This is a genomic window from Eudoraea sp. (assembly GCF_039969275.1).
Lineage (GTDB): Bacteria > Bacteroidota > Bacteroidia > Flavobacteriales > Flavobacteriaceae > Eudoraea.
Genome location: NZ_JBDVOC010000003.1, coordinates 173,044 through 195,692, shown reverse-complemented (window position 1 = coordinate 195,692; position 22,649 = coordinate 173,044). Strand labels below are relative to the sequence as shown.

The following is a 22,649-nucleotide window of genomic DNA, read 5'->3' as shown; positions in this document are numbered from 1 at the left end:
AGTTGAACTCAAATACTGTTCCTATTTATAACTCATTAAAAATGGTGTGCATTAAACGTTTTTTGTCATTAATACTCTCTTCCAGGGAAATCATGGTCTCCGTTCTGCTAATCCCATCAATATCATCTATCTTAAATATGATATTCTTGGCGTGGTTAGTATCTTTCGCTCTGATCTTACAAAAAATGTTGAATTTACCGGTAGTAATATGGGCTACAGTAACATAGGGAATTTGATTCAAACGCTCCAAAACAAACTTGGTTTGATGTGTTTTTTCCAGAAAGATGCCAACATAGGCTATGAATGCATAGCCTAGTTTTACATAATCCAAAGTAAGTGAAGATCCGCGAATAATACCAGCTTCCTCCATTTTTTTAACCCTAACGTGAACAGTTCCGGCAGATATCAGTAATTTTTTTGCAATATCAGTAAATGGTGTTCTGGTATTGTCAATTAACATATCCAGAATTTGATGGTCTATTTCGTCTAATTTTATTTTCCCCATTTTAAGAATAATTTTTACTTGGGGGTAAATTTAAGAATTTAAATGTAATAAATAATGCGTTTTTTTGAGTTATACGCAAATAAATACCGCTTTTTCGTGATATAATTTAAAAAAGGAGCTTATGCAATTTTCTGTCAGATTTTAGGAAGTCAAGATCATTTTGATCAATACAATTAAGGTATTTATGACCAAAGCTATCCTTCAATTCACCCATTACTTCAATTAAAGGGTTGAACATTATGGTTTCATCATTCAAAACCTCTTTATAAAGTATACCAATATTATGGTCATATTTCTTATGAATAAGATTTGCATTTAAGAGTAATAAATCAAAATAACATTTATTATTTTCAGGAATGTCAAAATAAGTATTCAAACTGTAGCCTTCAACTTTATCTTGTGCAATTACCAATATTGCTGTGATTATGGCATAAAAAATGAACTCCCTTGTTTGTTCTCTTTGGTAATCATCTGGAAAGTGACCTGCTTCAAATAATATGGTGGGTGTTCCCATTAGTTGAAATGTATCACCTACACAATTAGGATTAAAGGCATCATCATATCTGCCAATCTGATCTGGTATTAGAGATGACAACGCTTTATGTATGGCCACAATAATTTTCATACTTTGACCTCTGCTAACTGAAATGTTACGTTGAATATCATGCGCAGGGGCCAAAAACGACAAAGTGGCTGGTTTCTCAAGGCTGCCTACATTAAAAATCGTTCGCTGATCATGGAGATTAAAACAATAATCAGGCTTTATTTCATCATATAGAACTCGCAGTATTCGGCTTTCTGGTTGACTCAATTCCAGTGCATCTCTGTTTAAATCTACTTTATTCGCATTTTCTCGTGTATAGACCACAGCACCATCAGGATTTAAGACCGGAACTATTGTTAGCGTTACCGATGATAAAATTTGATTCGTGAGCTCGTTGCTCTTATTTAAATAATTAATTAAGTCCAGTACAGCCTTAGTCGTAGTCGTTTCATTACCATGCATCTGAGACCACATTAAGATTTTTATTTTCCCGCTACCCAATGTTACTTTATGAATAAGTCTATTTTCTACAGATTTTCCCAAAGGAGAAATTTTATTCTGAATTGATTTCCTCCTAATAAAAGATTGAAGCTGCGAACTACTAATATATCTTCCTTGCACAGAAAGCTCTTTTATTTCCAGATAATTTAAAGAAGAAAATTTCACAGATGAATTAATTTGTATTGCAAATGTAAAGGCAAATTCAATTACAAATGTGATAAATTTAGTTACATTTGTAAACACAATAGGGTGTCAACCTGGGAGATATGCATACTGTTGTAAACAATCTAAGGCTTAATTTTTTTAATTAGATTTAATATATTCTATATCAGATATTTAAATATGTTTAATTGTATTTTTACTATAATGTTTATTCATTAAGATAATGCGAATATATCAGAAAAAATAAACCCAATTAATCAGTTATTGTACAATGGTAAACACAGAAGAGTTTGTACAGCGTTTAGAAAAAATACTTAAATATTATGGGCTTTCCGCTTCGGCTTTTGCGGATAAAATAGCAGTCCAAAGATCTACTATTTCTCACTTACTCACAGGCAGAAACAAACCCAGCCTTGAATTTGTTCTAAAGGTTGTTAAGTCGTTTCCCGAGGTTAACCTTTATTGGTTGCTAAATGGAAAGGGTACCTTTCCGTCTGTTCAAAAAGGAACAACTGCTCCCTACTCTACCGAAACTGAATCCTCCAAAGAATACCCGGCCAACTCGAAATCAATTAAAAAAATAATAATTTTTTATGATGATGGTAGTTTTGAGGCTTTTAACAAAAATACGGGGCACTAGCAACATAGGGTCATAAATTCATTAAATACTCGGCATAGATATTCGTACTATTTTGTTATTTTGCAATTATGAAATGGCTCTACCCTATAGTTTGTGTTTTTTTTGTCACAAGCTCCTGTTACCAACCCAAAAGAGACTGCAAGGCTTTTAAAAATGGTACTTTTACATTTACTTCAATGATAAATAACGAAGAAAAGACCACCACTTTTGTTCGGTATGAAAATATTGAAATCGATTTTTATGAAGGAAAGAGTGATACCTCCTCTGTAAGGTGGATTAATGACTGCGAATATATCGTGAAGAAATTGAACCCAAGGAGTATGTTCGAAGAGAAATCAATTCATATGAAAATACGATCCACAACAGATAGTTCCTACTCTTTTGAGTACGGGATCGTGGGTGAAACAAATAAATCTGTGGGAACTGTTATAAAAATTAAGTAATTATGTTCGATATTCTTACAAGTCCGGATGCCTGGGTAGCCCTCCTGACTTTAACTTTTTTAGAGATAATATTAGGTATAGATAATATTGTATTTATATCGATTGCTGCAAACAAACTACCGGAAAAAGACCAAAAAAAAGCTACTAATCTAGGATTATTACTGGCCATGTTACAGCGTATCATATTGCTGTTTGCGGTTTCTTTTCTTATAGGCTTAAAGATTCCCTTTTATTATATAAATGAATCCTGGGTCTCAATTGGAATAAGTGGCCAGGCCCTGATCCTGTTTTTTGGAGGCATTTTCTTATTATATAAAAGTACTTCAGAAATTCATGAAAAAGTAGAGATGCCGCAACATGACGAAGAAGAACTAAAATCTAAGAATATTACCAGTCTCTCTAAAGCTATTGTGCAAATTGTCATAATTGATTTTATATTCTCTATAGATTCAATATTAACAGCTGTAGGAATGACCAATGGTATTGGTGACAAGCCCATGGATGCACTTGTACTAATGGTTATTGCTGTGGTTATTTCTATCATAATCATGATGGTCTTTGCCAATTCTATACGGATTTTTATTAATAATCATCCTTCCATGCAAATACTGGCTCTTTCCTTTTTAATTCTAATAGGATTTATGCTTATTGCCGAAGCTGCACACCTGAGCCATGCAAGAATCTTTGAGCAAGAGATTGGAGCAATTCCAAAAGGGTATTTATATTTTGCGATTACCTTCTCTTTATTGGTGGAATTTTTAAACATGAAGATGCGCAAAAAAAATAAGCCGGAAGAGATGCCGGAAAAGCAAGCATAAAAACATGGCAGGCTTGCACCTTTTTGCTTTAGATTTCAGGATATAAAATCACTAAAAGCTACAACATTTGTGTTTCCTGAAGTTTTCGTTGCTGTTGTTTTACCGTCAAAGTACTGCCGTCATGGCTCCATCCGGGTGGTCCGAATATATACATCAGGGCATGGGATAGCTTTTTCGACTTTTTCACATCCTTCCAGATATCCTTATATTCATGAGTGAGAATAACGAGAGGGTTATAAGAGTTAGGTGGGTGAATAACTCCATATTTAATTTCCTTATCATCATTCAATTCTTTCCAGGTCCCGAAGACTTTGTCAAAAATATTGAGGATTCCCCCATGATTTTTGTCCAGATACTCTACATCCTGGGAATGATGTACCTGATGCATGGTATGCGTATTAAAAATCTTTTCAAGGAACCCCATTTTTGGAATATAGATGGAATGCAATTGAAATTGCCATATAATCTCTATCCCTATACATACCAGAACCATTTCTGGTGGAAATCCAATAGCAGGCATCCACATATAGAAAAATGGTTTATAAAAAATCGTGAACCACCCATTACGTACCGCTGTGCCTAAATTAAAATTATCAGAGGAATGATGCACAATATGAGCAGCCCAAAATAATCTTATTTCATGGTTTGCCCTATGGAAACAATAATAAGTAAAATCGTCTGCGAACATACATATTAGCCAAACATACCAGGCATAACCAAAAGACTCATACCCGAGAAGGTTTGTTCGCACCTCATTGGTAATTGGATTACAAAGATCATATGTGACCTCAAAAAGGGCTAAAGCAAAAATGACCTTAAATACGGGACCTATTAGCGCAGCTCCTATCCCCATGGCACCACTTGCGAACAAGTCTTTCCATTTATATAGTTGTACATCTCCGTGAGTTTTGCTATATATAAGTTCTAAAATAATTAGTACTATGAAACAAGGTATACCGTAAACTAAGGGGTTGGTAAAAACCATAAATTTGTTGAAGTTTTCTTTTTATTCTTGCAAGTTTGGGCAATTATAGCCAAAACAAATACCATTAACAAGTTAAAACTAATGTCTTTCTAATTATAACAGATGAATACTTTATATATTGCTAAAAAAGCTTTGTTTGTCCGTCGTCATCTTCCTTACTAAGACTGTCTTTGGCATTTACTTGACTATTATCTTGTTTAAGCTTTGTATTTGACTCTCTCGTCTCCGGAACTATATTTTCTTCATCCACCACCTCAATGTCCAGGGTGTCATGAACTTCAGGCACCTCATATGGCAAGGGATCCAGGGCGTTAATCTCGAGGATTTTTTCTTTGGTTAATTGATTTCCCATTGCAGAACTGCCTTTTACACTAATAAACTCCTCTATATTGATTGTAAGGTTGTCTTTACGTTCTTCGCCTCTTTTTTTCGAATACACTAATTCTGCCATAGGCCGATAATCCGTAAATACTTTTTCGAGATAGGATTTTGCGTGGTCTGTGATTATTTTTTCCTTTTTATCGCAGTTTTCCACAAGAAATCGTTTTATGTAAAACAATTCTTTTTCTCCTTCCCAGTATATTACAGATATAGGTTTATTAGGGACCCATTTTTCCAAAACAATTATATCATCATCAAAACGCATGGTCAGTTCTGGAATAACCGCTTTCAGAATCCCTTTTTGGTTAATTATAAGAAGCCGGTCTTCGCTGGTAAATTCTCCCATTAATTCACCCCGGTTATCCACGTTCAGCCGCTGAACAGTATCATCAAACCATAACTTTCGGGGTTTAAGAGTGGAAAGCCCTTTTTCCTTAAGTTCCACTCTTTTTACAGAATATTTAGTTACAATATTCCCTTTTGAAGCGCGACCCTTTATCATCACATCTGCAAAATCCAGGTCCCACTTTAATTTCTTTATATTTCCTGCTTGCCTGAGCAAAATCGTAACTACTTCTGCTTCGCCATTTGGATTCGCCGAAAAATATCTAATCTCAGAACTATTTTTACCAGTAGTAAGATCGTAAAGTTTATCACGAGTAATTCCGGTAACGTTGAATCGCTTAACATAGGTCGACCCTCCTCGACCATCCTTATAAATCATATTGTAGGTCGTACGCTGGTCTTTTTTCTTAAATACCGCTACGTGAATTATGTTTTTGCCAATAAATATTTTTGAATCTACCTTGGTTATCATCATATGACCGGTTTTGGTAAATACGATGATATCATCTATGTCACTACAGTCTGTGACATACTCATCGCGTCTTAATGAAGTTCCAATAAAACCCTCCTCCCTGTTCACATATAGCTTAGTGTTCCTTATGACTACTTTGGTTGCCTCAATATCATCAAAAATTCTAATTTCAGATTTACGCTCGCGGCCTTTACCGTATTTACTTTTTAATTCCTTGAAATATGAAATAGCGAAATCTACCAAATTTGCCAGATGGTCTTTAGTTTGGGCAATTTTATCTTCCAGACTTTCAATGTACTGTTGTGCTTTATCCAAATCAAATTTGGATATTCTTTTTATCCGTATCTCGGTAAGTCTTACAATATCTTCTTCAGTCACGCCCCTTTTGAGGTGCTTAATATGAGGCTTAAGTCCTTTATCTATGGCGCTTATAACTCCTTTCCATGTTTCTTCTTCTTCTATATCCCTATAGATCCGGTTTTCTATAAATATTCGCTCAAGGGACGCAAAATGCCATTGCTCCTGGAGTTCAGCCAACTGTATCTCCAATTCGGCTTTTAGCATAGCTACCGTATTGTCCGTAGAACGTTGAAGCATTTCTGTAACCCCTATAAATAAGGGTTTGTTATCTTCTATAATGCAGCCCAAAGGAGAAATTGAAGATTCGCAGGAAGTAAATGCGTATAAGGCATCGATTGTCTTATCTGGTGAAATACCCCCGGGAAGATGTATGAGTATCTCAACCTGTGCAGCTGTATTATCTTCAATCTTCTTTATTTTAATCTTTCCTTTATCATTTGCTTTAAGGATTGAATCTATTAATGAAGAAGTATTTGTGCCATACGGTATTTCGTTAATAACCAGTGTTTTTTTATCAAGTTGTGAAATTTTAGCCCTTACCCTTACTTTGCCTCCTCTTATTCCATCATTGTAGTTGGTTACATCTATAATACCTGCGGTGGGGAAGTCTGGAAACAATTTAAAACGCTGACCTTTCAAATGCTTAATAGATCCATCAATAATCTCATTAAAATTATGAGGGAGAATCTTAGTAGACAAGCCAACCGCAATGCCTTCCGCTCCCTGTGCCAGTAATAAAGGAAATTTAACCGGAAGATTTACAGGTTCTTTTTTTCTGCCATCATAAGATGACTGCCACTCCGTAATTTTTGGACTAAATACTACCTCTAATGCAAATTTAGATAGTCGGGCTTCAATATAACGTGATGCCGCAGCCCTATCTCCCGTTAAAATATTACCCCAATTCCCTTGAGTATCAATAAGTAATTCTTTCTGGCCTATCTGTACCATAGCGTCTGCTATGCTCGCGTCACCATGAGGATGATATTGCATTGTATGTCCAACTACATTAGCAACCTTATTATACCTGCCATCATCCAACTCCTTAAGCGCATGCATTATTCTACGCTGCACGGGTTTAAAACCGTCTTCTATAGCCGGTACTGCCCTTTCTAAAATCACATAGGAAGCATAGTCTAAAAACCAATCCTTATACATGCCCGTAACCCGGGTAAGAGCCCCCTGGTCACCACCATGGTCTTCTTTACGCACATCATTTACTTCGTCACTCTCCTCCATAAAGAAAGATTAGTATTAATCTAATATATAGTTAATTATCTTCTATTAAGTCAATTTCCACTTTAAGATTTTGTATAATAAATTCCTGGCGGTCCGGAGTATTTTTTCCCATATAAAACTTTAAAAGTTCTTCAATAGACAATGCCTTATCGAGCATAACCGGCTCTAAACGTATGTCATCTCCAATAAAGTGTTTAAACTCATCCGGCGAAATTTCACCTAGTCCTTTAAAACGTGTGATTTCCGGTTTTCCTGTCAACTTGGTTATCGCTTCAATCTTTTCGTCCTGACTGTAGCAATAAAACGTTTCTTTTTTATTTCTTACTCTAAACAACGGTGTTTGTAAAATATATAGATGATTCTCTTTTATCAATTCAGGGAAAAACTGAAGAAAAAAAGTAATAAGTAATAATCGGATATGCATCCCATCTACATCGGCATCAGTAGCTATTACAATATTATTATAACGTAAATCCTCCATGGATTCTTCTATATTCAATGCCGCCTGAAGCAGATTGAATTCTTCATTTTCGTAGACTATTTTTTTCGACATCCCATAAGAATTCAGAGGCTTTCCACGAAGACTAAAAACCGCTTGCGTATTTACATCTCTCGATTTAGTTATGGACCCTGAAGCTGAATCCCCTTCTGTAATAAACAAAGTTGATTCTAATCGCCTTTCACTTTTCATATCTCCCAGATGCAACCTGCAATCTCGTAATTTCTTGTTATGAAGGCTTGCTTTTTTTGCTCTATCTCGAGCTAACTTTCGTATCCCAGAGAGTTCCTTGCGCTCTTTCTCTGCCTGAACAATCTTAAATTGGATTTTTTCCGCGACTTCTGAGTTTTTGTGCAGGTAATTATCGAGTTGTTTCCCAATAAAATCATTGATGTAGGTTCGTACAGTTGGGAGCCCACCTCCCATATCTGTTGAGCCTAACTTGGTTTTCGTCTGACTTTCAAAAACGGGCTCCATAACCTTTATAGAGATAGCCGAAATAATTGATTTCCGTATATCTGAAGCATCATAATTCTTACCGTAGTAATCTCTTATTGTTTTTACTATGGCCTCTCTGAACGCAGCTTGATGGGTACCCCCCTGCGTGGTATGCTGTCCGTTAACAAAAGAGTGGTATTCTTCACTGTACTGGGTTTTACTATGCGTAATAGCAACTTCAATATCGTGTCCTTTTAGGTGAATTATTGGGTATAATAAATCCTCTTGTGTATTGTTGTCCTCCAGTAAATCTTTAAGCCCATTTTCGGAAAAGAATTTCTCTCCATTGAAAACAATTGTCAGTCCCGGGTTGAGATATACATAATTTTTGAGCATGCGTTCTACATACTCATTTCTATATATGTATTTTTTAAATATAGCTTCATCAGGGATAAATGTAATCTTCGTCCCTCTTCTCCTGGAAGTTTCTTCCAAAAGTTCTTCATTCACCAATTCGCCTGTTTCAAATTCAGCAGATTTGGATTTGCCATCTCTGTTTGACTCTACTTTGAAAAATGCAGATAAGGCATTAACTGCCTTCGTTCCAACCCCGTTAAGACCAACAGATTTTTTAAAGGCGCGTGTATCGTATTTACCTCCGGTATTCATTTTGGAGACCACATCAACCACCTTTCCCAGTGGAATACCCCTGCCATAGTCCCTGACAGTTACTTTTTCACCCTGTATAGAAATGTCTATAGTTTTGCCGGCACCCATGACAAATTCATCAATACAGTTGTCTATAGTTTCTTTTAGTAAGATATAAATGCCGTCATCAGCCGATGATCCATCGCCAAGTTTTCCAATATACATACCTGGACGAAGCCTAATATGCTCCTTCCAGTCCAGTGATCTTATGTTTTCTTCGGTATATTGAGACTCTGCCATGATATTTGGGGATTACCCCTGCTAATATAAAATTTCAACGCAGAAATCAAAATGTGCACTATAGAAAGTAATTAACAATAAAACACCATGTATTGTTGATAGTGAGATTATAGTGATAGTCAAAATGACAAATCGAAGGTTATGGCTTCTTAAACATTAAACCTGAAATGCATAACATCACCGTCCTTTACTACATACTCTTTTCCTTCCACACGCATTTTACCAGCTTCCTTGACTTTTGTTTCGCTTCCATAGGCAATGTAGTCGTTATACGAAATAACCTCAGCCCTAATAAATCCTTTTTCAAAATCTGTATGAATAACTCCTGCCGCCTGGGGTGCCGTGGAACCTACCTTAATAGTCCAGGCCCTAACTTCTTTAACTCCTGCGGTAAAATAGGTTTGAAGGTGCAACAGTGAATAAGCTGCTCGTATCATTTTAGCCGAGCCCGCCTCCGTCAACCCTAAGTCTTCTAAAAACATTTGTCGTTCTTCGTAAGTATCTAATTCAGTAATGTCTGCTTCAGTGCCCACTGCCAAGACAATTACCTCTGCCTTTTCATCTGCAACTTCAGCTTTTACCTGTTCTACATAATCATTTCCCGAGACCGCGGATGCTTCATCTACATTGCAGATATAAAGAACTGGTTTGTCTGTAATAAACTGTAGAGGTTTTATAAAATCATTTCGGTCATCGTCTTCAAAAGCTAAAGCACGCACAGATTTACCGCTTTCTAAACCTTCTTTTACAGCTTGCAGGACCGCAGCTTCTTTCTGAGCCTCTTTATTACCTGTTCTGGCTGCTCTATTTACCTTATCTAACTTCTTCTCAACCGTTTCAAGGTCTTTTAACTGCAATTCCATGTCTATGGTCTCTTTATCCCTGATAGGGTCTATAGACCCATCCACATGAACTACATTATCATTGTCAAAACAGCGTAAAACATGTAAAATAGCATCGGTTTCGCGTATGTTACCTAAAAATTGATTTCCTAAACCTTCTCCTTTGCTTGCCCCTTTTACCAGTCCGGCTATATCTACAATTTCTACCGTTGCTGGAATAACCCTTTCAGGACTAACCAGTTCTTCCAATTTTTCTAACCTATGATCAGGTACGTTGACCACACCAATATTAGGCTCAATTGTGCAAAAGGGAAAATTTGCACTTTGCGCTTTTGCATTGGATAAACAATTAAAAAGAGTGGACTTGCCAACATTGGGGAGTCCTACAATACCTGCTTTCATCTATTATATCTTAGATACATCCTGGCAACCTAAAACCAGCTTACCATATTTTGGGTGCAAATATAGTTTTTACCTGTATATTTAGAATCATTTAAGCTGCCATTATGAAGAAAATTACCCTTCAGGGAATTCTATATGATGAGAAGTCGTCTTTTTTAAAAGGTCCTGCCCTTGCACCACCAAAAATTAGAAGTCTTTATAATAGTCCCTCTGCTAATTACTTTGCAGAAAACGGCCTGGAAATATTACCTGAAAGTTTTGATGACAAAGGAGATTTTGAAGTTAGGACCTATTTTGATATTGAAAAATTAACCTATGAAAACATAAAGAGCAATAACCCCTTGTTGACCTTAGGGGGTGATCATTCAATTACTTATCCCGTTATAAAGGCTTTCAATAGGGTTCATGGAGCTGTAGATTTGATTCATATCGATGCTCATGCCGATCTTTATGACATATTTGAGGGAGACAAATACTCCCACGCTTGTCCGTTTGCAAGAATCATGGAGGAAAAGTTAATCAACAGACTGATACAAATTGGGATAAGGACGCTTTCAATTCATCAGCGTGAACAGTCAGAAAAATATGGCGTTGAATCCTTTGAAATGAGCCAATTGGACAAATTACCATCTTTAAAGCTTAGAAATCCGGTCTACATCTCTTTGGATATGGATGCTTTGGATCCTGCCTATGCCCCTGGTGTATCACATCACGAACCTGGTGGCTTGAGCACCAGGGAGGTATTAAATATAATTCAGGCAATAGAAGTTCCTATTCTGGGAGCCGATATTGTGGAATACAATCCAACCCGCGATATAAACGATATGACAGGTATGGTATGCGCAAAATTATTTAGAGAAATAGCTTCGAAAATGAGCCAGAATAATTGATAGAATATAATCTATTCCGGGTGCATAAATCGTTGTTTGGCTAAAAGTTCATCTTCCGTCTCTACCCTATCTTCATCCGGGACACAACAGTCTACCGGGCAAACTGCAGCGCATTGAGGTTCTTCATGGAAACCCATGCACTCTGTACATTTATCCGGGGCTATATAATATATCTCATCACTTATTGGTTCCTGTACTTCATCAGCGTTTACGGTCTTCCCATCTGGTAATACAACCTCACCTTTAAGAGAGGTTCCATCGTTAAATCGCCATTCATCTGCACCTTCATATATTGCGGTATTTGGGCATTCGGGTTCACAAGCCCCACAGTTAATACACTCATCTGTAATTATAATAGCCATAATTTTCTTTTCCTTTTAATCTGCAATATACTTGCCCTGATTGTTGCTACTATGTTCCAGCATGTATATTTTTGCCCAAAGGTAAATCCTAAAACACTATTGGACAAATATAATGGTCACACTAGAGCAACGATTTAATGCTTTTATTAAACTTGGAGAATTTTTTAGGAATTTCACTAAAACTTCATCAGATAATCTAAGTTCTGCAGATGTTAGTGATGAATGGTATTCAAATTTTGAGAGTGCTATCACTTTAGCAGGCCATAAAAATGGTTGGTTTACAAAACAACAGGTGATGTTCGCTATAATTGCCTGGGCGGAACAGCTTAGCGAAAAAAACCTCAATGAATGGTTATTGCGTTACCCTCTCGAGAATAACACTCATAAAACTGTTGCCATAATAATGGCAGGAAATATTCCTTTGGTTGGCTTTCATGATTTTGTTACTACCCTTATATGCGGGAACCGGGTTTTAGTAAAATGCTCCTCTAATGATAATATACTCTTACCCTTTATTGCGAATTACTTAAAACATATTGAACCGGGGCTGGTTTCTGAAATAGAGTTTAGCGATGGAAGGTTAACAAAATTTGACGTCGTTATCGCAACAGGAAGTAATAATACGGCTCGTTATTTTGAACATTACTTTGGCAACAAGCCCAATATCATAAGAAAAAACAGAAACTCCATTGCTATACTTACAGGAGAGGAAACTAAAGAACAACTCAATGAGCTGGGCGAAGATATATTCCGTTATTACGGATTAGGGTGCCGAAATGTTTCCAAATTATTCGTCCCTATAGACTATAATTTTGATGATTTTTTTGAAAGTATAAATACTTATCAAAGTTTAATTGACCAGAATAAGTACGCGAATAATTATGATTATAATAAGGCTGTTTATTTGATGAGTGAATTCCAATTTCTGGACAATGGTTTTTTCTTACTAAAAGAAGATATGGGTTATGCTTCACCTATAGGTACAGCTTTTTACGAGCGATATACTACAGCGGATGATTTGAAAAAAAGACTACAGAAGGATACAGATCAGATTCAATGTATTGTTGGAGGTGATATAATTGAAAATTCGTTGCCGTTTGGTAAAACTCAAAAACCAGATTTATGGGATTATGCCGATGGAATAGACACTGTTGAATTCCTGTTAAAAACATAATAGAAATAATCTATATTACTGATTAGTTTTTCGGTATTATTTATGACCTTTAGATCCTCAAAAAAATAAGTTAAAGATGAAAAAACATAATTTTAGTGCAGGCCCTTGTATATTGCCAAAAGAAGTGATGCAAAAAGCGTCGGAAGCCGTAGTTGAATTAGATGGTATTGGTCTTTCTCTTATTGAAATTTCACATCGCAGTAAAGAGTTTGTTGCTGTTATGGAAAAAGCAAGGTCTTTGGCTCTTGAACTTTTGGGACTTGAAGGAAAAGGGTATAAAGCTTTATATCTCCAGGGAGGTGCAAGTCTGGAGTTTCTTATGGTCGCTTATAACTTTTTGGAAAACAAAGCAGGATATATTAATACCGGTACCTGGAGTACTAAAGCAATCAAGGAGGCAAAGCTATTTGGTGATGTAACAGAGATTGCTTCTTCAAAAGATAAGAATTTCAATTATATTCCACGAGGTTATGTGGTTCCTAATGACCTGGATTACCTTCACTTAACTTCTAATAATACGATTTTCGGGACACAGATAAAGGAATTTCCTAATACTAAAGTTCCATTAATTTGCGATATGAGTTCCGATATTTTCTCAAGACAAATGGATTTTACCAAATTTGATCTTATCTACGCAGGAGCACAAAAAAACATGGGTCCTGCAGGTGCAACACTAGTCATTATTAAGGATGATATACTTGGACAAGTATCCAGACAAGTTCCTTCCATGTTGGATTATCAGGTTCATTTGAGTAAGGATAGCATGTATAATACCCCATCTGTTTTTGCGGTGTATGTCTCCATGCTTACGCTTCAATGGTTGAAAGATTTGGGAGGAATAGCTGCCATTGAAGAAATCAATGATAAAAAGGCCGGTCTTATTTACTCGGAGATTGACCTTAATCCGTTGTTTAATGGATTTGCGAAAAAAGAAGATCGCTCAAATATGAATGCTACATTTACATTAACTGATGAATCACTTAAAGATACCTTTGACGAAATGTGGAAAGAAGCAGGAATTAATGGATTAAACGGTCATAGATCCGTAGGCGGCTATCGGGCATCTATATACAATGCCCTTCCATTGGAAAGTGTGGGTGTTTTAGTAGATGTAATGAGTGACCTGGAAAGAAGAGGTTAATTACTAGATAATAGAACCAAATAAATTTAACGTTAAACTTAGAACATCAGAGGATGAAAATACTTGCTAACGACGGTATATCACAGAATGGAATTTCAGCATTGGAAGAAGCCGGATTCGAGGTAATCACAACGACGGTAGCCCAGGAACAACTTGTTGATTATATCAATAAAAATGAAATTATAGGGATCCTGGTGCGAAGTGCTACTCAGGTTCGTAAGGATATTATTGATAATTGCCCTTCTTTAAAGCTTATTGGCAGAGGTGGTGTGGGTATGGATAATATTGACGTAGCTTATGCCAAGGAAAAAGGCCTGCATGTCATTAATACCCCGGCCGCTTCATCTGAATCTGTAGCCGAATTGGTTTTTGCTCATTTGTTTGGTGGGGTTCGGTTTCTATATGATGCCAATAGAAATATGCCGCTTGAAGGAGACAGCAATTTTAAAAAATTAAAAAAATCATATGCTAAAGGCGTTGAGCTACGTGGTAAAACCCTCGGGGTAATCGGATTTGGCAGAATAGGGCAAGCAACTGCAAAAATTGCAATTGGGATAGGTATGAATGTTATATTTCACGACCCCTTCATAGATTCCGCAACAATTAAAGTACCTTTCTTCGATGGGCAGTCGGTTAGTTTCGATTTTAATAATAGATCAAAGGAAGAGGTGCTTAAAGATTCAAACTTCATCACTGTGCATGTACCGGCGCAAAAGGATTATGTAATTGGCAAAAAGGAATTTGATATTATGAAAGATGGGGTTGGTATAGTGAATGCTGCCAGAGGTGGTGTTGTAGATGAAGTTGCTCTTATTGAAGCTTTAGAGAATGGAAAAATTGCTTTTGCGGGCCTCGACACTTTTGAATCTGAACCTACTCCGGAAATAAAAATTCTAATGCATTCAAAGATTTCACTGACTCCACATATTGGCGCAGCCACGGCAGAAGCTCAAGACCGTATTGGCCTGGAATTAGCTAATCAAATTGTTGCACTTTTGAAATAAGTGACATCAAACAAAAAATCTTTGGTTTTAAGTATTAAAAGAGATTTGGTCCTTTAAGAGCATCCGCTTTTCAGTTATGTTCCTACAACTAATTTTTGGGTTTTTCAATAGCTTATTTCACAAATTGAACCTCTGATAGTCTTAAAAAGATCTTGCCCGTTTTAGATCCTTCCTGCTTAATGACTTTCCGATCAACTTCAGTTTCCTTACCCAGGAAACGTAAAGGTATTTTTACACCATTAACAGCAAATTGTACCTCTATAGCTGCCGGAAGAGCATCCATATAATTTTGATAGCCCAAATAGGTAGTAAAAACCCCTTCCGTTTTAGTGCTTATCTCTGATTTCACTATTCTTTTTGCCTTTGTATCCATAAAAAGAGTCGCTATGGCAAAGTTAGATTTTGAGGAGGTTGGAATTATATTAATAACTTTACATAAGACACCTTTATGATACTCTTCTCCCCTGTTTACAGTTATAAATGGATGTCTAAAGATTTCAGTTAAAGTAAGATCCAACCCTCGTTTAGGAAGCATAATAAAATCATCTGACGTAACTTTAGTAGATTCTCCCTGTTTATACCGGACTTTTCCATATTTAGTTGGCATGTTAATAAAACTGATGTCAACATCCAATTCTATATTGGCATTAAAAGACTTTATAGAGTCCATGCGCTTTTTTATTTCGAGCAGATCATTATCAATCTCCTGCCCGCTAATAAGGTTCAGGCTTATAAAAAATATGAATATAAAACTTAATCTTTTCATACCTGAATGTCTCTTCTTTTAAAAATAATTATCCCGATTATCATAGTAATTAAAGTGTAACCAAATAACATGAAATTTTTAAAGTATATGGTAGAATACGGTATTTTATAATAGAAAAAATACTGCCAGCTATCTGTCAATTTGGAAAAAAACAGTTCATTAAGGAATTCATTTTGAAAGTCGATCTTTAACAGCAGATTGCTACATATTAAAAAAATAGCCGAAACGATCCATGTCTTTGTGGCATCTTTTAATATAACCGCTAGTGTTAAACTTACCACCGAAAAGAAAATCATGGAATTGGCTCCGGAAACAAAGGCGTATATAAGTCTGTAAAAAGCTTCATCCGATTTAAAAAAATTCAATCCATCCAAATACACAACTAAATCCCCTCTGCCGAAAATCCAGTAAGAGACTAAAAAAGTGCTAACCGCCAAAAGGAGTACAATTAATAGCGTAAATACTATCGAAACAACATATTTACTTAAGATAAAATTTAATTTACCCACCGGCTGAAGCATAACTGTTTCCAGTGTCCTGTCTTTATATTCAGAGGTAAGAAATCCTGAAATAATTATCATTAGTATTAATGGGATATGAAACCACAACGAATTCAGGATCAGATAAATAATTAAATTCCCGTTGAGAAGATTGCCTTTGAACTCAAAAGAATCCTTCAGGTTAGCTAATAAAAGATCAATTATTCCTGCACCCTGATAATAGGCACTCACAATTACAAATCCTTCTATAATAAGTATGGCAGCCAAAGCATAAAGCGTTTTACTCTGTTTGCGGATTTTATATATTTCTGAGCGTATTAAGGATATCATATTTTTTCCCCTCCAAATAAGGCTTTTAAATCTGTTTGTGGAATGCAGGCTGTTACTTCCTGCCCCTCTTCTATTAATTTTTGTAGAATCTCAGAAATGCTTATCATTTTAGGAGATACAAAAGCCGATTTTTTTGAAAATATAGCATTGATACTTTGCAATACTTCAGACATTTCTAAATTATTTCCCACAATTTTGTAGGTGGTAACGCTATCATTAAGCAATTCTGCTGCAGGCCCTTTTTTTATTATTTCTCCCCCGTTAAGAATACAAAGAGTGTCGCATAAATCTGTTAATTCGCCAACAATATGAGATGAGATAATTATGGTAATTTGATTCTGGCGGCTAAGCTTTTTAATCAATTCATGTAAAGCTATAATTCCCATGGGATCTAAACCTGAAAAAGGTTCATCTAGCACTATGCAATCAGGGTTATTCAATAAGGCCACCGCCAGACCCAGCCGTTGCTTCATTCCCAGGGAATAATTATTTACTGCATCTGTTCTTTTGGTCGAAAGACCAACCTGCTGCATAGATTGACTGTAAAGTTCTTTGGTAAGATTTAAACCCTGACTGCGAGCAAAAACTTTTAAATTTCCATAAGCAGAAAGATAACCGTATAATGCAGGTTTCTCTATTATTCCACCGATGGGCTTAATTCCTTGAGAATTTATTTCTATACTCCCGCCATCTGCCTTAATAAGGCCTAATAAGATGCGAAATAATGTAGACTTACCTGTGCCGTTTGCTCCTATGAGTCCATAGATTTTACCTTTATGACATTCTAAGGTCACATTCTTCAGAACTTCAAGGGAACCATAGGATTTGGAAATATTCCTGGCTTCAAGTATCATATCGCCCTTTCCAGATGTAGTCTCCTGTAGTCAAATCTGGAGACATAAACCTTTTCGAGAAATGTTCTTTCCCAAAAGTAATTTCGAAATAAAAATAGTGGGTCCTGAGCCATAAAATAAGGGAAATAATGATACCATTTTACTCCTTTAGACCGAAAATAAGAAATTATTTCATCTTTATAACCCAGTTCTTCCGCAGCAACGATCGCCGCATTGCGTTGACATTTAGATCCCGCATACATTTCGGCAATCCTGGAATTAAACCCGTGAATAAAAAAAAGATCTTTGGCCCTTTTATAATTTTGAAATCTTGACCAGCCGTCCATAATAACCAGAAAAATATGTACAAAAGAAAAAAGAAAGCACCCAAACCAAAAAGCTACCCAAAAGAGGGAAAATTGTTCCAAAGAAGCTTCAAATTGAACCCAATAAAACCATGATTCCAATAAAAACAGTATCAAAGACCAATGCAACAGACTGCCTACGCGTAAATATGAAACCAGCGGATGAGGTTGCGGTGGGAGTTCCAAATAATTCATATGCAAAGATAACTAAAAACAGAGTAATTTATTTTAAGGAATGCGCTTAATACGGATGTATAAATTAGTCTTTGAAGAGAATCCTTAAAGTTGATTATTACAAAAATTCGTGTTTTGACCACGCTAAAAAGCTCTTAAGAAACAACTTAGTTAATAACGTCAGCTAGCATAGAAAATGATTCATCCATTCATTATAAATAATAGAATTTACCATTATAGTTTTTGAATCTAATTTTTATTAATACTTTTCTTTTTGAATCTTTAGATTTTGTACATTACACTGATATATAACAAAATACTAAGTTAATGGAAGGATTATTAGATTTATTAAACAGTCCTGTTGGGAAACAGGTAATAAGCGGCGTTGCAGGACAAACCGGACAAGCTGAAAACAAAACAGCTGATGTTTTGAGTATGGCTATGCCTTTACTATTAGGGGCAATGAAAAAAAATGTATCCACTCCCGATGGCGCACAGGGGTTGATGAATGCTTTATCATCGAAACATGATGGAAGTATTCTCGATGATCTGGGAGGCCTTTTTGGAGGGGGTGTAGATCAAACCGTTATGGATGATGGAGCGGGCATTTTAGGGCATGTTTTTGGAGGCAAGCAGGCCAATGTAGAAAATGCTTTAAGCCAACGATCCGGTATAGATGCAGGGTCTATAGCCAATATCTTAAAAATCGCAGCTCCTCTTGTTATGGGTGTTTTAGCAAAACAAAAAACTGAAAATAAGGTTAGTGATGCGAGTGGAATGAATAACCTGTTAGGTGGTATGCTAGGTGGACAACCGGAACAAAACCAAAGTCTTCTTACCTCACTATTGGATGCAGATGGAGATGGCAGTATTCTTGACGATGTTGCAGGAATGGTTATGGGTGGCTCAAAAAAGAAAGGTGGTGTAGGAGGTTTATTAGGTGGCATTTTTGGTAAGTAAATTAGGATTTCTAGATTAATAATTAACAAAACCATTTGCTAAATCAAATGGTTTTTTTTGTATTTTATTATTTAAAATATATTTCTATGAAATTTAAAATTTTAATTAGATTTTTTTTCGGTTTGGTTTTGTCATTGTTTATTGTGCAATGTTCGGGATCTAAAAAATCTATTGATATTTCTAAAGAAGAAGAGAAGGTATTTAATCATATTGGGAGAGACACTGTTAGCATCAAGAATGATACCTTACAATATGAAATAATAATTATGGAAATAGGTTTCAATACCTGGCTGCAAAGTATAGCAAAACCAAGAGGATATTATACTCAAAACTATATGGAAAACAGAAATAGGATATATGTAATAAACTGGAATCAACGCGTTCTGCAGCCTCAAAAATTTGATCCCAATTTATATGAGTTGCAGATCCAATATGATCCCAATGTTGATTATGGATATGAAGTGAACTACAAACTCTACAATTATTTTATATATTTTCAACGTAAATACAATCAACGCCTGGGACCGTTTGCGCCACGAATTAATTGAATATATTTGCTCCGATTTTCTTTTTTATGGATAAACTTAAAAAACGTTGGGGTATAGAATCCAATTTTCAACTCCTCATAATTCTCATTGTATTTTCAATTACAGGTTCTGCTGCAGTATATATTGCAAAACCATTTCTTGGATGGATAGGTTTGGAAAGAGGTAACTTTCCCGAAACCTGGTGGAGTGGCTGGGTATACTGGACTCTAAGAATATTATTGATCTTCCCATTCTACCAGATTCTTTTAGTGGTTTTTGGATGGCTTTTTGGACAGTTTAAATTTTTCTGGAACTTTGAAAAAAAAATGTTGAATAGGATCGGACTAGGTTTTCTTTTTAAGTAAATTAGTCTTTTCTTAACTAATCTTGATTGCTTTTTTTGATTACTTTGCAACTGAATGAATCTAGATAAAAAAATATCACATTCATTAATTTCATTGGTGTTAATAGTTTTTTTGACTGTTCCAACAGTCTTAAAACTGGTCCATGCATCACATCATATCACCGTAGAATGTGACAGTAGCATTGAATCACATTTTCATGAGAAAGAGTTTTCTTGTGATTTTGATAATTTCAATTTTTCTCATGATTTTTTTAATGTTGCGATTGCAATAAAGCTTGTACCCATTGTTTTATCCCTGCAAAGTACAACATCATTCTTCGATTACACTCCTAAATTAGTAAACCTTCTTCTTTCCTTAAGGGCTCCCCCTTTAGTTTCATAGTCCATTTTATTTTTTTTTAATTTTATTTATTCAATTTCAAAACAGGTTATGAAATATATATTTTCAATACTTTTTATATCATTTTATTTTAATATTAACGCACAGTGCACTCTTAGAGGGAATATTTCAGGGGAAGATTCAAATACCTCATTAGAACAGGTTTCCGTATACATGCCACAATTGGAAAAAGGTACGGTAACCGGAAGCAATGGAGAATTTACCATGAATAATCTTCCAATAGGGACTTACAAAATTATTGCTTCCTATATGGGCTACCAAACATATTCTTCAACCATAACACTTACTCAGGGCACAATTACTTTGGATATTGTACTCTCGCCAAGTGCCATAGAAATGGAGGAGGTAATTGTATCTACCCCATTCCACAAATTACAACGTGAAAACGTAATGAAGGTTGAACAGGCTGCGGTTGAATCATTGAGAAAAATGGGGGCTATAACCCTTTCTGATGGGATCACAAACATCCCGGGTGTGGAAAGTGTTTCCACAGGCGTAGGGATTGGAAAACCTGTAATACGAGGTTTAAGCTCAAACAGGGTTTTAGTATATTCTCAAAGTATACGCCTGGAAAACCAGCAATTTGGTGACGAACACGGTCTTGGTGTAAGTGCGGCAGGTATAGAAAGTGTGGAAGTCATTAAAGGTCCTGCATCTCTTCTTTACGGCTCCGATGCCTTAGGAGGGGTACTTTATTTAAATCCGGAACAATTTGCTAATGTTAATGAAGTCGATGGAGACATTAATTTAAATTATTTTACCAATACGCAAGGTATCAATGCCAATGCAGGCTTCAAAACTTCTGGTGAAAAGTTCAAATTTCTGGTACGCGGTGCATATACATCTCATGCTGATTATAAAACGGGAAATGATTTAAGAGTAACTAACTCCCGTTTTAATGAATTTGATCTTAAAACAGCCCTTGGCTACCAATTCGGAATATTTAAAACGGAGCTGCGCTATAATTTAAATAGCTCAGATCTGGGTATACCTGAAGAAATTGAAATTCAGAATTTAGACAGAACCCCAATTTCGCCCTATCAGGAAATAAACAGCCATATACTTAGTTCAAAAAATGATTTATTTTTTAATAATTCAAGCCTGAGAATAACTCTAGGCTATATCTTTAATAGCCGTAAAGAATTTGAGGAGGAGGAAGATGCAGAACTGCCACAGACTAACCTGGCTGATTTAAAACCAGCTCTGGACATGAAGCTTTCTACATTTAGTTATAATGTTCAATATAATTTACCTAGTCTTGGCCGCTTGCAAACAATCGCAGGTGTCCAGGGAATGAGACAGGAGAATAAAAACTTTGGGGAGGAGGTGTTAATTCCAGATGCAATTACCAATGATATTGGCCTTTTGGCAACCTCACATATTCACTTCGAGAAAAGCGATGTCCAACTAGGCATCCGATTTGATAACCGGGCTATTAAGGGAGAAGAAACAGGCAATTCTGGTGAAGAAGGATATATAGCACAATTGGATAGGAATTTCAATAGCTTTAATGCAGCACTGGGATATAGAATTGATTTTTTTAAGAATTTTATAGGTCGAATCAATCTTGCAAGTGGCTTTAGAGCCCCTAATTTAGCCGAACTAACTTCAAATGGGGTTCATGAAGGTACTAACCGATTTGAAATAGGAAATCCCAACCTTACGAATGAAAAAAATCTGCAAACAGATATCGCACTGGAATACGGCAGTGAACATTTTGAATTCTTTGCAAATGGTTTTTACAATAAGATTAATGATTACATTTTTATTGAGCCCAACGGAGAATTTGTAGATAATAACCCGGTTTACAATTACATACAACAGGATGCAAATTTATACGGTGGAGAAATTGGTTTTCATTTTCACCCACACCCGCTGGACTGGTTGCATGTGCAAAGCAGCTTTGAATCAGTTATAGGGCAGTTGGACAATGATGACTACCTACCATTGATACCCGCAAATAAATTAAGTAATACCATTCGTTTGGAATTTAATAATTCCCATAAATGGATAACAGATGGTTATGTCTTTATCACCTTAAATACCATATTTGATCAAAATAAGGTAGCACCCTTTGAAACTTCCACTGAGGGTTATAATCTCTTAAATGCTGGTTTTGGAGCAGGTCTAAAACTCTTTAAACAAGATGTTGAATTGGTGGTAACTGCCTTAAATATTCTGAACAAAGATTATATTTCTCATTTATCCAGGCTTAAGGTAGACGATATTTCAAATATTGGAAGGAATATAAATATAGGATTAAGTATTCCTTTATAAGAAATGTTGGTTTAACTTATAATATGAATCAAAAGGGTTGTTTCAGGAAATTGAAATA

The 22,649-nt window shown here is 35.8% G+C and carries 23 protein-coding genes; 12 read left to right on the top strand and 11 right to left on the bottom strand.

Going from position 1 to position 22,649, the window contains the following annotated elements; translation table 11 throughout:
* Window positions 1-25 precede the first annotated feature (25 nt).
* Both ABJH90_RS01800 and ABJH90_RS01795 read right to left on the bottom strand, forming a co-directional pair.
* Window positions 26-505, bottom strand: coding sequence for a winged helix-turn-helix transcriptional regulator (locus ABJH90_RS01800; RefSeq protein ID WP_348141859.1), 480 nt, complete (start codon window positions 503-505; stop codon window positions 26-28).
* A 106-nt stretch (window positions 506-611) separates the two neighbouring features.
* A complete protein-coding gene (locus tag ABJH90_RS01795; protein WP_348141858.1) occupies window positions 612-1,715 on the bottom strand; it encodes a M14 metallopeptidase family protein in 1,104 nt (367 codons plus the stop codon).
* 268 nt (window positions 1,716-1,983) lie between these two features.
* On the opposite strand from ABJH90_RS01795, the gene ABJH90_RS01790 reads away from it, so the two are divergent.
* The 3 genes from ABJH90_RS01790 to ABJH90_RS01780 all read left to right on the top strand — a co-directional run bounded on the left by ABJH90_RS01790 (window position 1,984) and on the right by ABJH90_RS01780 (window position 3,613).
* Window positions 1,984-2,352: a helix-turn-helix transcriptional regulator gene (locus ABJH90_RS01790; protein ID WP_348141857.1), complete on the top strand. Its 369-nt coding sequence runs from the start codon at window positions 1,984-1,986 to the stop codon at window positions 2,350-2,352.
* A gap of 176 nt (window positions 2,353-2,528) precedes the next feature.
* A complete protein-coding gene (locus ABJH90_RS01785) occupies window positions 2,529-2,795 on the top strand; it encodes a DNA topoisomerase IV (RefSeq protein WP_348141856.1) in 267 nt (88 codons plus the stop codon).
* A 2-nt stretch (window positions 2,796-2,797) separates the two neighbouring features.
* A complete protein-coding gene (locus ABJH90_RS01780; protein WP_348141855.1) occupies window positions 2,798-3,613 on the top strand; it encodes a TerC family protein in 816 nt (271 codons plus the stop codon).
* Between the two features lie 58 nt (window positions 3,614-3,671).
* Here ABJH90_RS01780 and ABJH90_RS01775 read toward each other — a convergent pair whose 3' ends face one another.
* The 4 genes from ABJH90_RS01775 to ychF all read right to left on the bottom strand — a co-directional run bounded on the left by ABJH90_RS01775 (window position 3,672) and on the right by ychF (window position 10,524).
* Window positions 3,672-4,598 (bottom strand): sterol desaturase family protein, encoded by a 927-nt coding sequence (locus ABJH90_RS01775; RefSeq protein WP_348141854.1) that lies wholly within the window; start codon window positions 4,596-4,598, stop codon window positions 3,672-3,674.
* Between the two features lie 121 nt (window positions 4,599-4,719).
* Window positions 4,720-7,395, bottom strand: coding sequence for a DNA gyrase/topoisomerase IV subunit A (locus ABJH90_RS01770; protein WP_348141853.1), 2,676 nt, complete (start codon window positions 7,393-7,395; stop codon window positions 4,720-4,722).
* A 31-nt stretch (window positions 7,396-7,426) separates the two neighbouring features.
* On the bottom strand, window positions 7,427-9,280 hold the full coding sequence (locus ABJH90_RS01765; protein WP_348141852.1) for a DNA topoisomerase IV subunit B: 1,854 nt from the start codon (window positions 9,278-9,280) through the stop codon (window positions 7,427-7,429).
* A gap of 149 nt (window positions 9,281-9,429) precedes the next feature.
* On the bottom strand, window positions 9,430-10,524 hold the full coding sequence (gene ychF, locus ABJH90_RS01760; RefSeq protein ID WP_348141851.1) for a redox-regulated ATPase YchF: 1,095 nt from the start codon (window positions 10,522-10,524) through the stop codon (window positions 9,430-9,432).
* Between the two features lie 104 nt (window positions 10,525-10,628).
* On the opposite strand from ychF, the gene ABJH90_RS01755 reads away from it, so the two are divergent.
* Window positions 10,629-11,414, top strand: a complete 786-nt coding sequence (locus ABJH90_RS01755) for an agmatinase family protein (protein WP_348141850.1) — start codon at window positions 10,629-10,631, stop codon at window positions 11,412-11,414.
* Between the two features lie 11 nt (window positions 11,415-11,425).
* On the opposite strand, the gene ABJH90_RS01750 is transcribed toward ABJH90_RS01755, so the two are convergent.
* Window positions 11,426-11,776, bottom strand: a complete 351-nt coding sequence (locus ABJH90_RS01750; protein WP_348141849.1) for a 4Fe-4S dicluster domain-containing protein — start codon at window positions 11,774-11,776, stop codon at window positions 11,426-11,428.
* A 112-nt stretch (window positions 11,777-11,888) separates the two neighbouring features.
* On the opposite strand from ABJH90_RS01750, the gene ABJH90_RS01745 reads away from it, so the two are divergent.
* From ABJH90_RS01745 to ABJH90_RS01735, 3 genes are all read left to right on the top strand, one after another.
* Window positions 11,889-12,950: an acyl-CoA reductase gene (locus tag ABJH90_RS01745; RefSeq protein ID WP_348141848.1), complete on the top strand. Its 1,062-nt coding sequence runs from the start codon at window positions 11,889-11,891 to the stop codon at window positions 12,948-12,950.
* Between the two features lie 76 nt (window positions 12,951-13,026).
* Complete coding sequence (gene serC, locus ABJH90_RS01740) at window positions 13,027-14,091, top strand: 3-phosphoserine/phosphohydroxythreonine transaminase (protein WP_348141847.1); 1,065 nt, start codon at window positions 13,027-13,029, stop codon at window positions 14,089-14,091.
* Window positions 14,092-14,144: 53 nt separating this feature from the next.
* Window positions 14,145-15,095 carry a D-2-hydroxyacid dehydrogenase gene (locus ABJH90_RS01735; protein WP_348141846.1) on the top strand — a complete coding sequence of 317 codons (951 nt, stop codon included), beginning with the start codon at window positions 14,145-14,147 and terminating at the stop codon, window positions 15,093-15,095.
* A 112-nt stretch (window positions 15,096-15,207) separates the two neighbouring features.
* On the opposite strand, the gene ABJH90_RS01730 is transcribed toward ABJH90_RS01735, so the two are convergent.
* The 4 genes from ABJH90_RS01730 to ABJH90_RS01715 are packed head-to-tail and all read right to left on the bottom strand — an operon-like array spanning window position 15,208 to window position 18,084.
* Window positions 15,208-15,861 carry a hypothetical protein gene (locus tag ABJH90_RS01730; protein ID WP_348141845.1) on the bottom strand — a complete coding sequence of 218 codons (654 nt, stop codon included), beginning with the start codon at window positions 15,859-15,861 and terminating at the stop codon, window positions 15,208-15,210.
* Complete coding sequence (locus ABJH90_RS01725; protein WP_348141844.1) at window positions 15,858-16,691, bottom strand: ABC transporter permease; 834 nt, start codon at window positions 16,689-16,691, stop codon at window positions 15,858-15,860. Before ABJH90_RS01725 ends, ABJH90_RS01730 begins: the two co-directional genes overlap by 4 nt.
* Window positions 16,688-17,545 (bottom strand): ABC transporter ATP-binding protein, encoded by an 858-nt coding sequence (locus ABJH90_RS01720; RefSeq protein WP_348141843.1) that lies wholly within the window; start codon window positions 17,543-17,545, stop codon window positions 16,688-16,690. The genes ABJH90_RS01725 and ABJH90_RS01720 overlap by 4 nt, the downstream gene beginning before the upstream one ends.
* Entirely contained in the window at window positions 17,542-18,084 is a 543-nt protein-coding gene (locus tag ABJH90_RS01715) for a hypothetical protein (RefSeq protein ID WP_348141842.1), read from the bottom strand. Before ABJH90_RS01715 ends, ABJH90_RS01720 begins: the two co-directional genes overlap by 4 nt.
* A gap of 306 nt (window positions 18,085-18,390) precedes the next feature.
* On the opposite strand from ABJH90_RS01715, the gene ABJH90_RS01710 reads away from it, so the two are divergent.
* The 5 genes from ABJH90_RS01710 to ABJH90_RS01690 all read left to right on the top strand — a co-directional run bounded on the left by ABJH90_RS01710 (window position 18,391) and on the right by ABJH90_RS01690 (window position 22,591).
* Window positions 18,391-19,023, top strand: coding sequence for a DUF937 domain-containing protein (locus tag ABJH90_RS01710; RefSeq protein ID WP_348141841.1), 633 nt, complete (start codon window positions 18,391-18,393; stop codon window positions 19,021-19,023).
* An 86-nt stretch (window positions 19,024-19,109) separates the two neighbouring features.
* Window positions 19,110-19,571 carry a DUF6146 family protein gene (locus ABJH90_RS01705; RefSeq protein ID WP_348141840.1) on the top strand — a complete coding sequence of 154 codons (462 nt, stop codon included), beginning with the start codon at window positions 19,110-19,112 and terminating at the stop codon, window positions 19,569-19,571.
* Between the two features lie 26 nt (window positions 19,572-19,597).
* A complete protein-coding gene (locus ABJH90_RS01700) occupies window positions 19,598-19,915 on the top strand; it encodes a DUF6787 family protein (RefSeq protein WP_348141839.1) in 318 nt (105 codons plus the stop codon).
* A 54-nt stretch (window positions 19,916-19,969) separates the two neighbouring features.
* On the top strand, window positions 19,970-20,296 hold the full coding sequence (locus ABJH90_RS01695) for a hypothetical protein (RefSeq protein WP_348141838.1): 327 nt from the start codon (window positions 19,970-19,972) through the stop codon (window positions 20,294-20,296).
* 48 nt (window positions 20,297-20,344) lie between these two features.
* Complete coding sequence (locus ABJH90_RS01690; protein WP_348141837.1) at window positions 20,345-22,591, top strand: TonB-dependent receptor; 2,247 nt, start codon at window positions 20,345-20,347, stop codon at window positions 22,589-22,591.
* Window positions 22,592-22,649 lie beyond the last annotated feature (58 nt).

Coding starts and splice junctions, on each gene's coding strand:
- ABJH90_RS01765 (WP_348141852.1), bottom strand. CDS start 9,280: ATGGCAGAGTCTCAATATACCGAAGAAAACATAAGATCACTGGACTGG.
- ABJH90_RS01800 (WP_348141859.1), bottom strand. CDS start 505: ATGGGGAAAATAAAATTAGACGAAATAGACCATCAAATTCTGGATATG.
- ABJH90_RS01710 (WP_348141841.1), top strand. CDS start 18,391: ATGGAAGGATTATTAGATTTATTAAACAGTCCTGTTGGGAAACAGGTA.
- ABJH90_RS01785 (WP_348141856.1), top strand. CDS start 2,529: ATGATAAATAACGAAGAAAAGACCACCACTTTTGTTCGGTATGAAAAT.
- ABJH90_RS01750 (WP_348141849.1), bottom strand. CDS start 11,776: ATGGCTATTATAATTACAGATGAGTGTATTAACTGTGGGGCTTGTGAA.
- ABJH90_RS01745 (WP_348141848.1), top strand. CDS start 11,889: ATGGTCACACTAGAGCAACGATTTAATGCTTTTATTAAACTTGGAGAA.
- ABJH90_RS01725 (WP_348141844.1), bottom strand. CDS start 16,691: ATGATATCCTTAATACGCTCAGAAATATATAAAATCCGCAAACAGAGT.
- serC (WP_348141847.1), top strand. CDS start 13,027: ATGAAAAAACATAATTTTAGTGCAGGCCCTTGTATATTGCCAAAAGAA.
- ABJH90_RS01700 (WP_348141839.1), top strand. CDS start 19,598: ATGGATAAACTTAAAAAACGTTGGGGTATAGAATCCAATTTTCAACTC.
- ABJH90_RS01735 (WP_348141846.1), top strand. CDS start 14,145: ATGAAAATACTTGCTAACGACGGTATATCACAGAATGGAATTTCAGCA.
- ABJH90_RS01690 (WP_348141837.1), top strand. CDS start 20,345: ATGAAATATATATTTTCAATACTTTTTATATCATTTTATTTTAATATT.
- ABJH90_RS01775 (WP_348141854.1), bottom strand. CDS start 4,598: ATGGTTTTTACCAACCCCTTAGTTTACGGTATACCTTGTTTCATAGTA.
- ABJH90_RS01695 (WP_348141838.1), top strand. CDS start 19,970: ATGAATCTAGATAAAAAAATATCACATTCATTAATTTCATTGGTGTTA.
- ychF (WP_348141851.1), bottom strand. CDS start 10,524: ATGAAAGCAGGTATTGTAGGACTCCCCAATGTTGGCAAGTCCACTCTT.
- ABJH90_RS01770 (WP_348141853.1), bottom strand. CDS start 7,395: ATGGAGGAGAGTGACGAAGTAAATGATGTGCGTAAAGAAGACCATGGT.
- ABJH90_RS01755 (WP_348141850.1), top strand. CDS start 10,629: ATGAAGAAAATTACCCTTCAGGGAATTCTATATGATGAGAAGTCGTCT.
- ABJH90_RS01720 (WP_348141843.1), bottom strand. CDS start 17,545: ATGATACTTGAAGCCAGGAATATTTCCAAATCCTATGGTTCCCTTGAA.
- ABJH90_RS01780 (WP_348141855.1), top strand. CDS start 2,798: ATGTTCGATATTCTTACAAGTCCGGATGCCTGGGTAGCCCTCCTGACT.
- ABJH90_RS01730 (WP_348141845.1), bottom strand. CDS start 15,861: ATGAAAAGATTAAGTTTTATATTCATATTTTTTATAAGCCTGAACCTT.
- ABJH90_RS01715 (WP_348141842.1), bottom strand. CDS start 18,084: ATGAATTATTTGGAACTCCCACCGCAACCTCATCCGCTGGTTTCATAT.
- ABJH90_RS01705 (WP_348141840.1), top strand. CDS start 19,110: ATGAAATTTAAAATTTTAATTAGATTTTTTTTCGGTTTGGTTTTGTCA.
- ABJH90_RS01790 (WP_348141857.1), top strand. CDS start 1,984: ATGGTAAACACAGAAGAGTTTGTACAGCGTTTAGAAAAAATACTTAAA.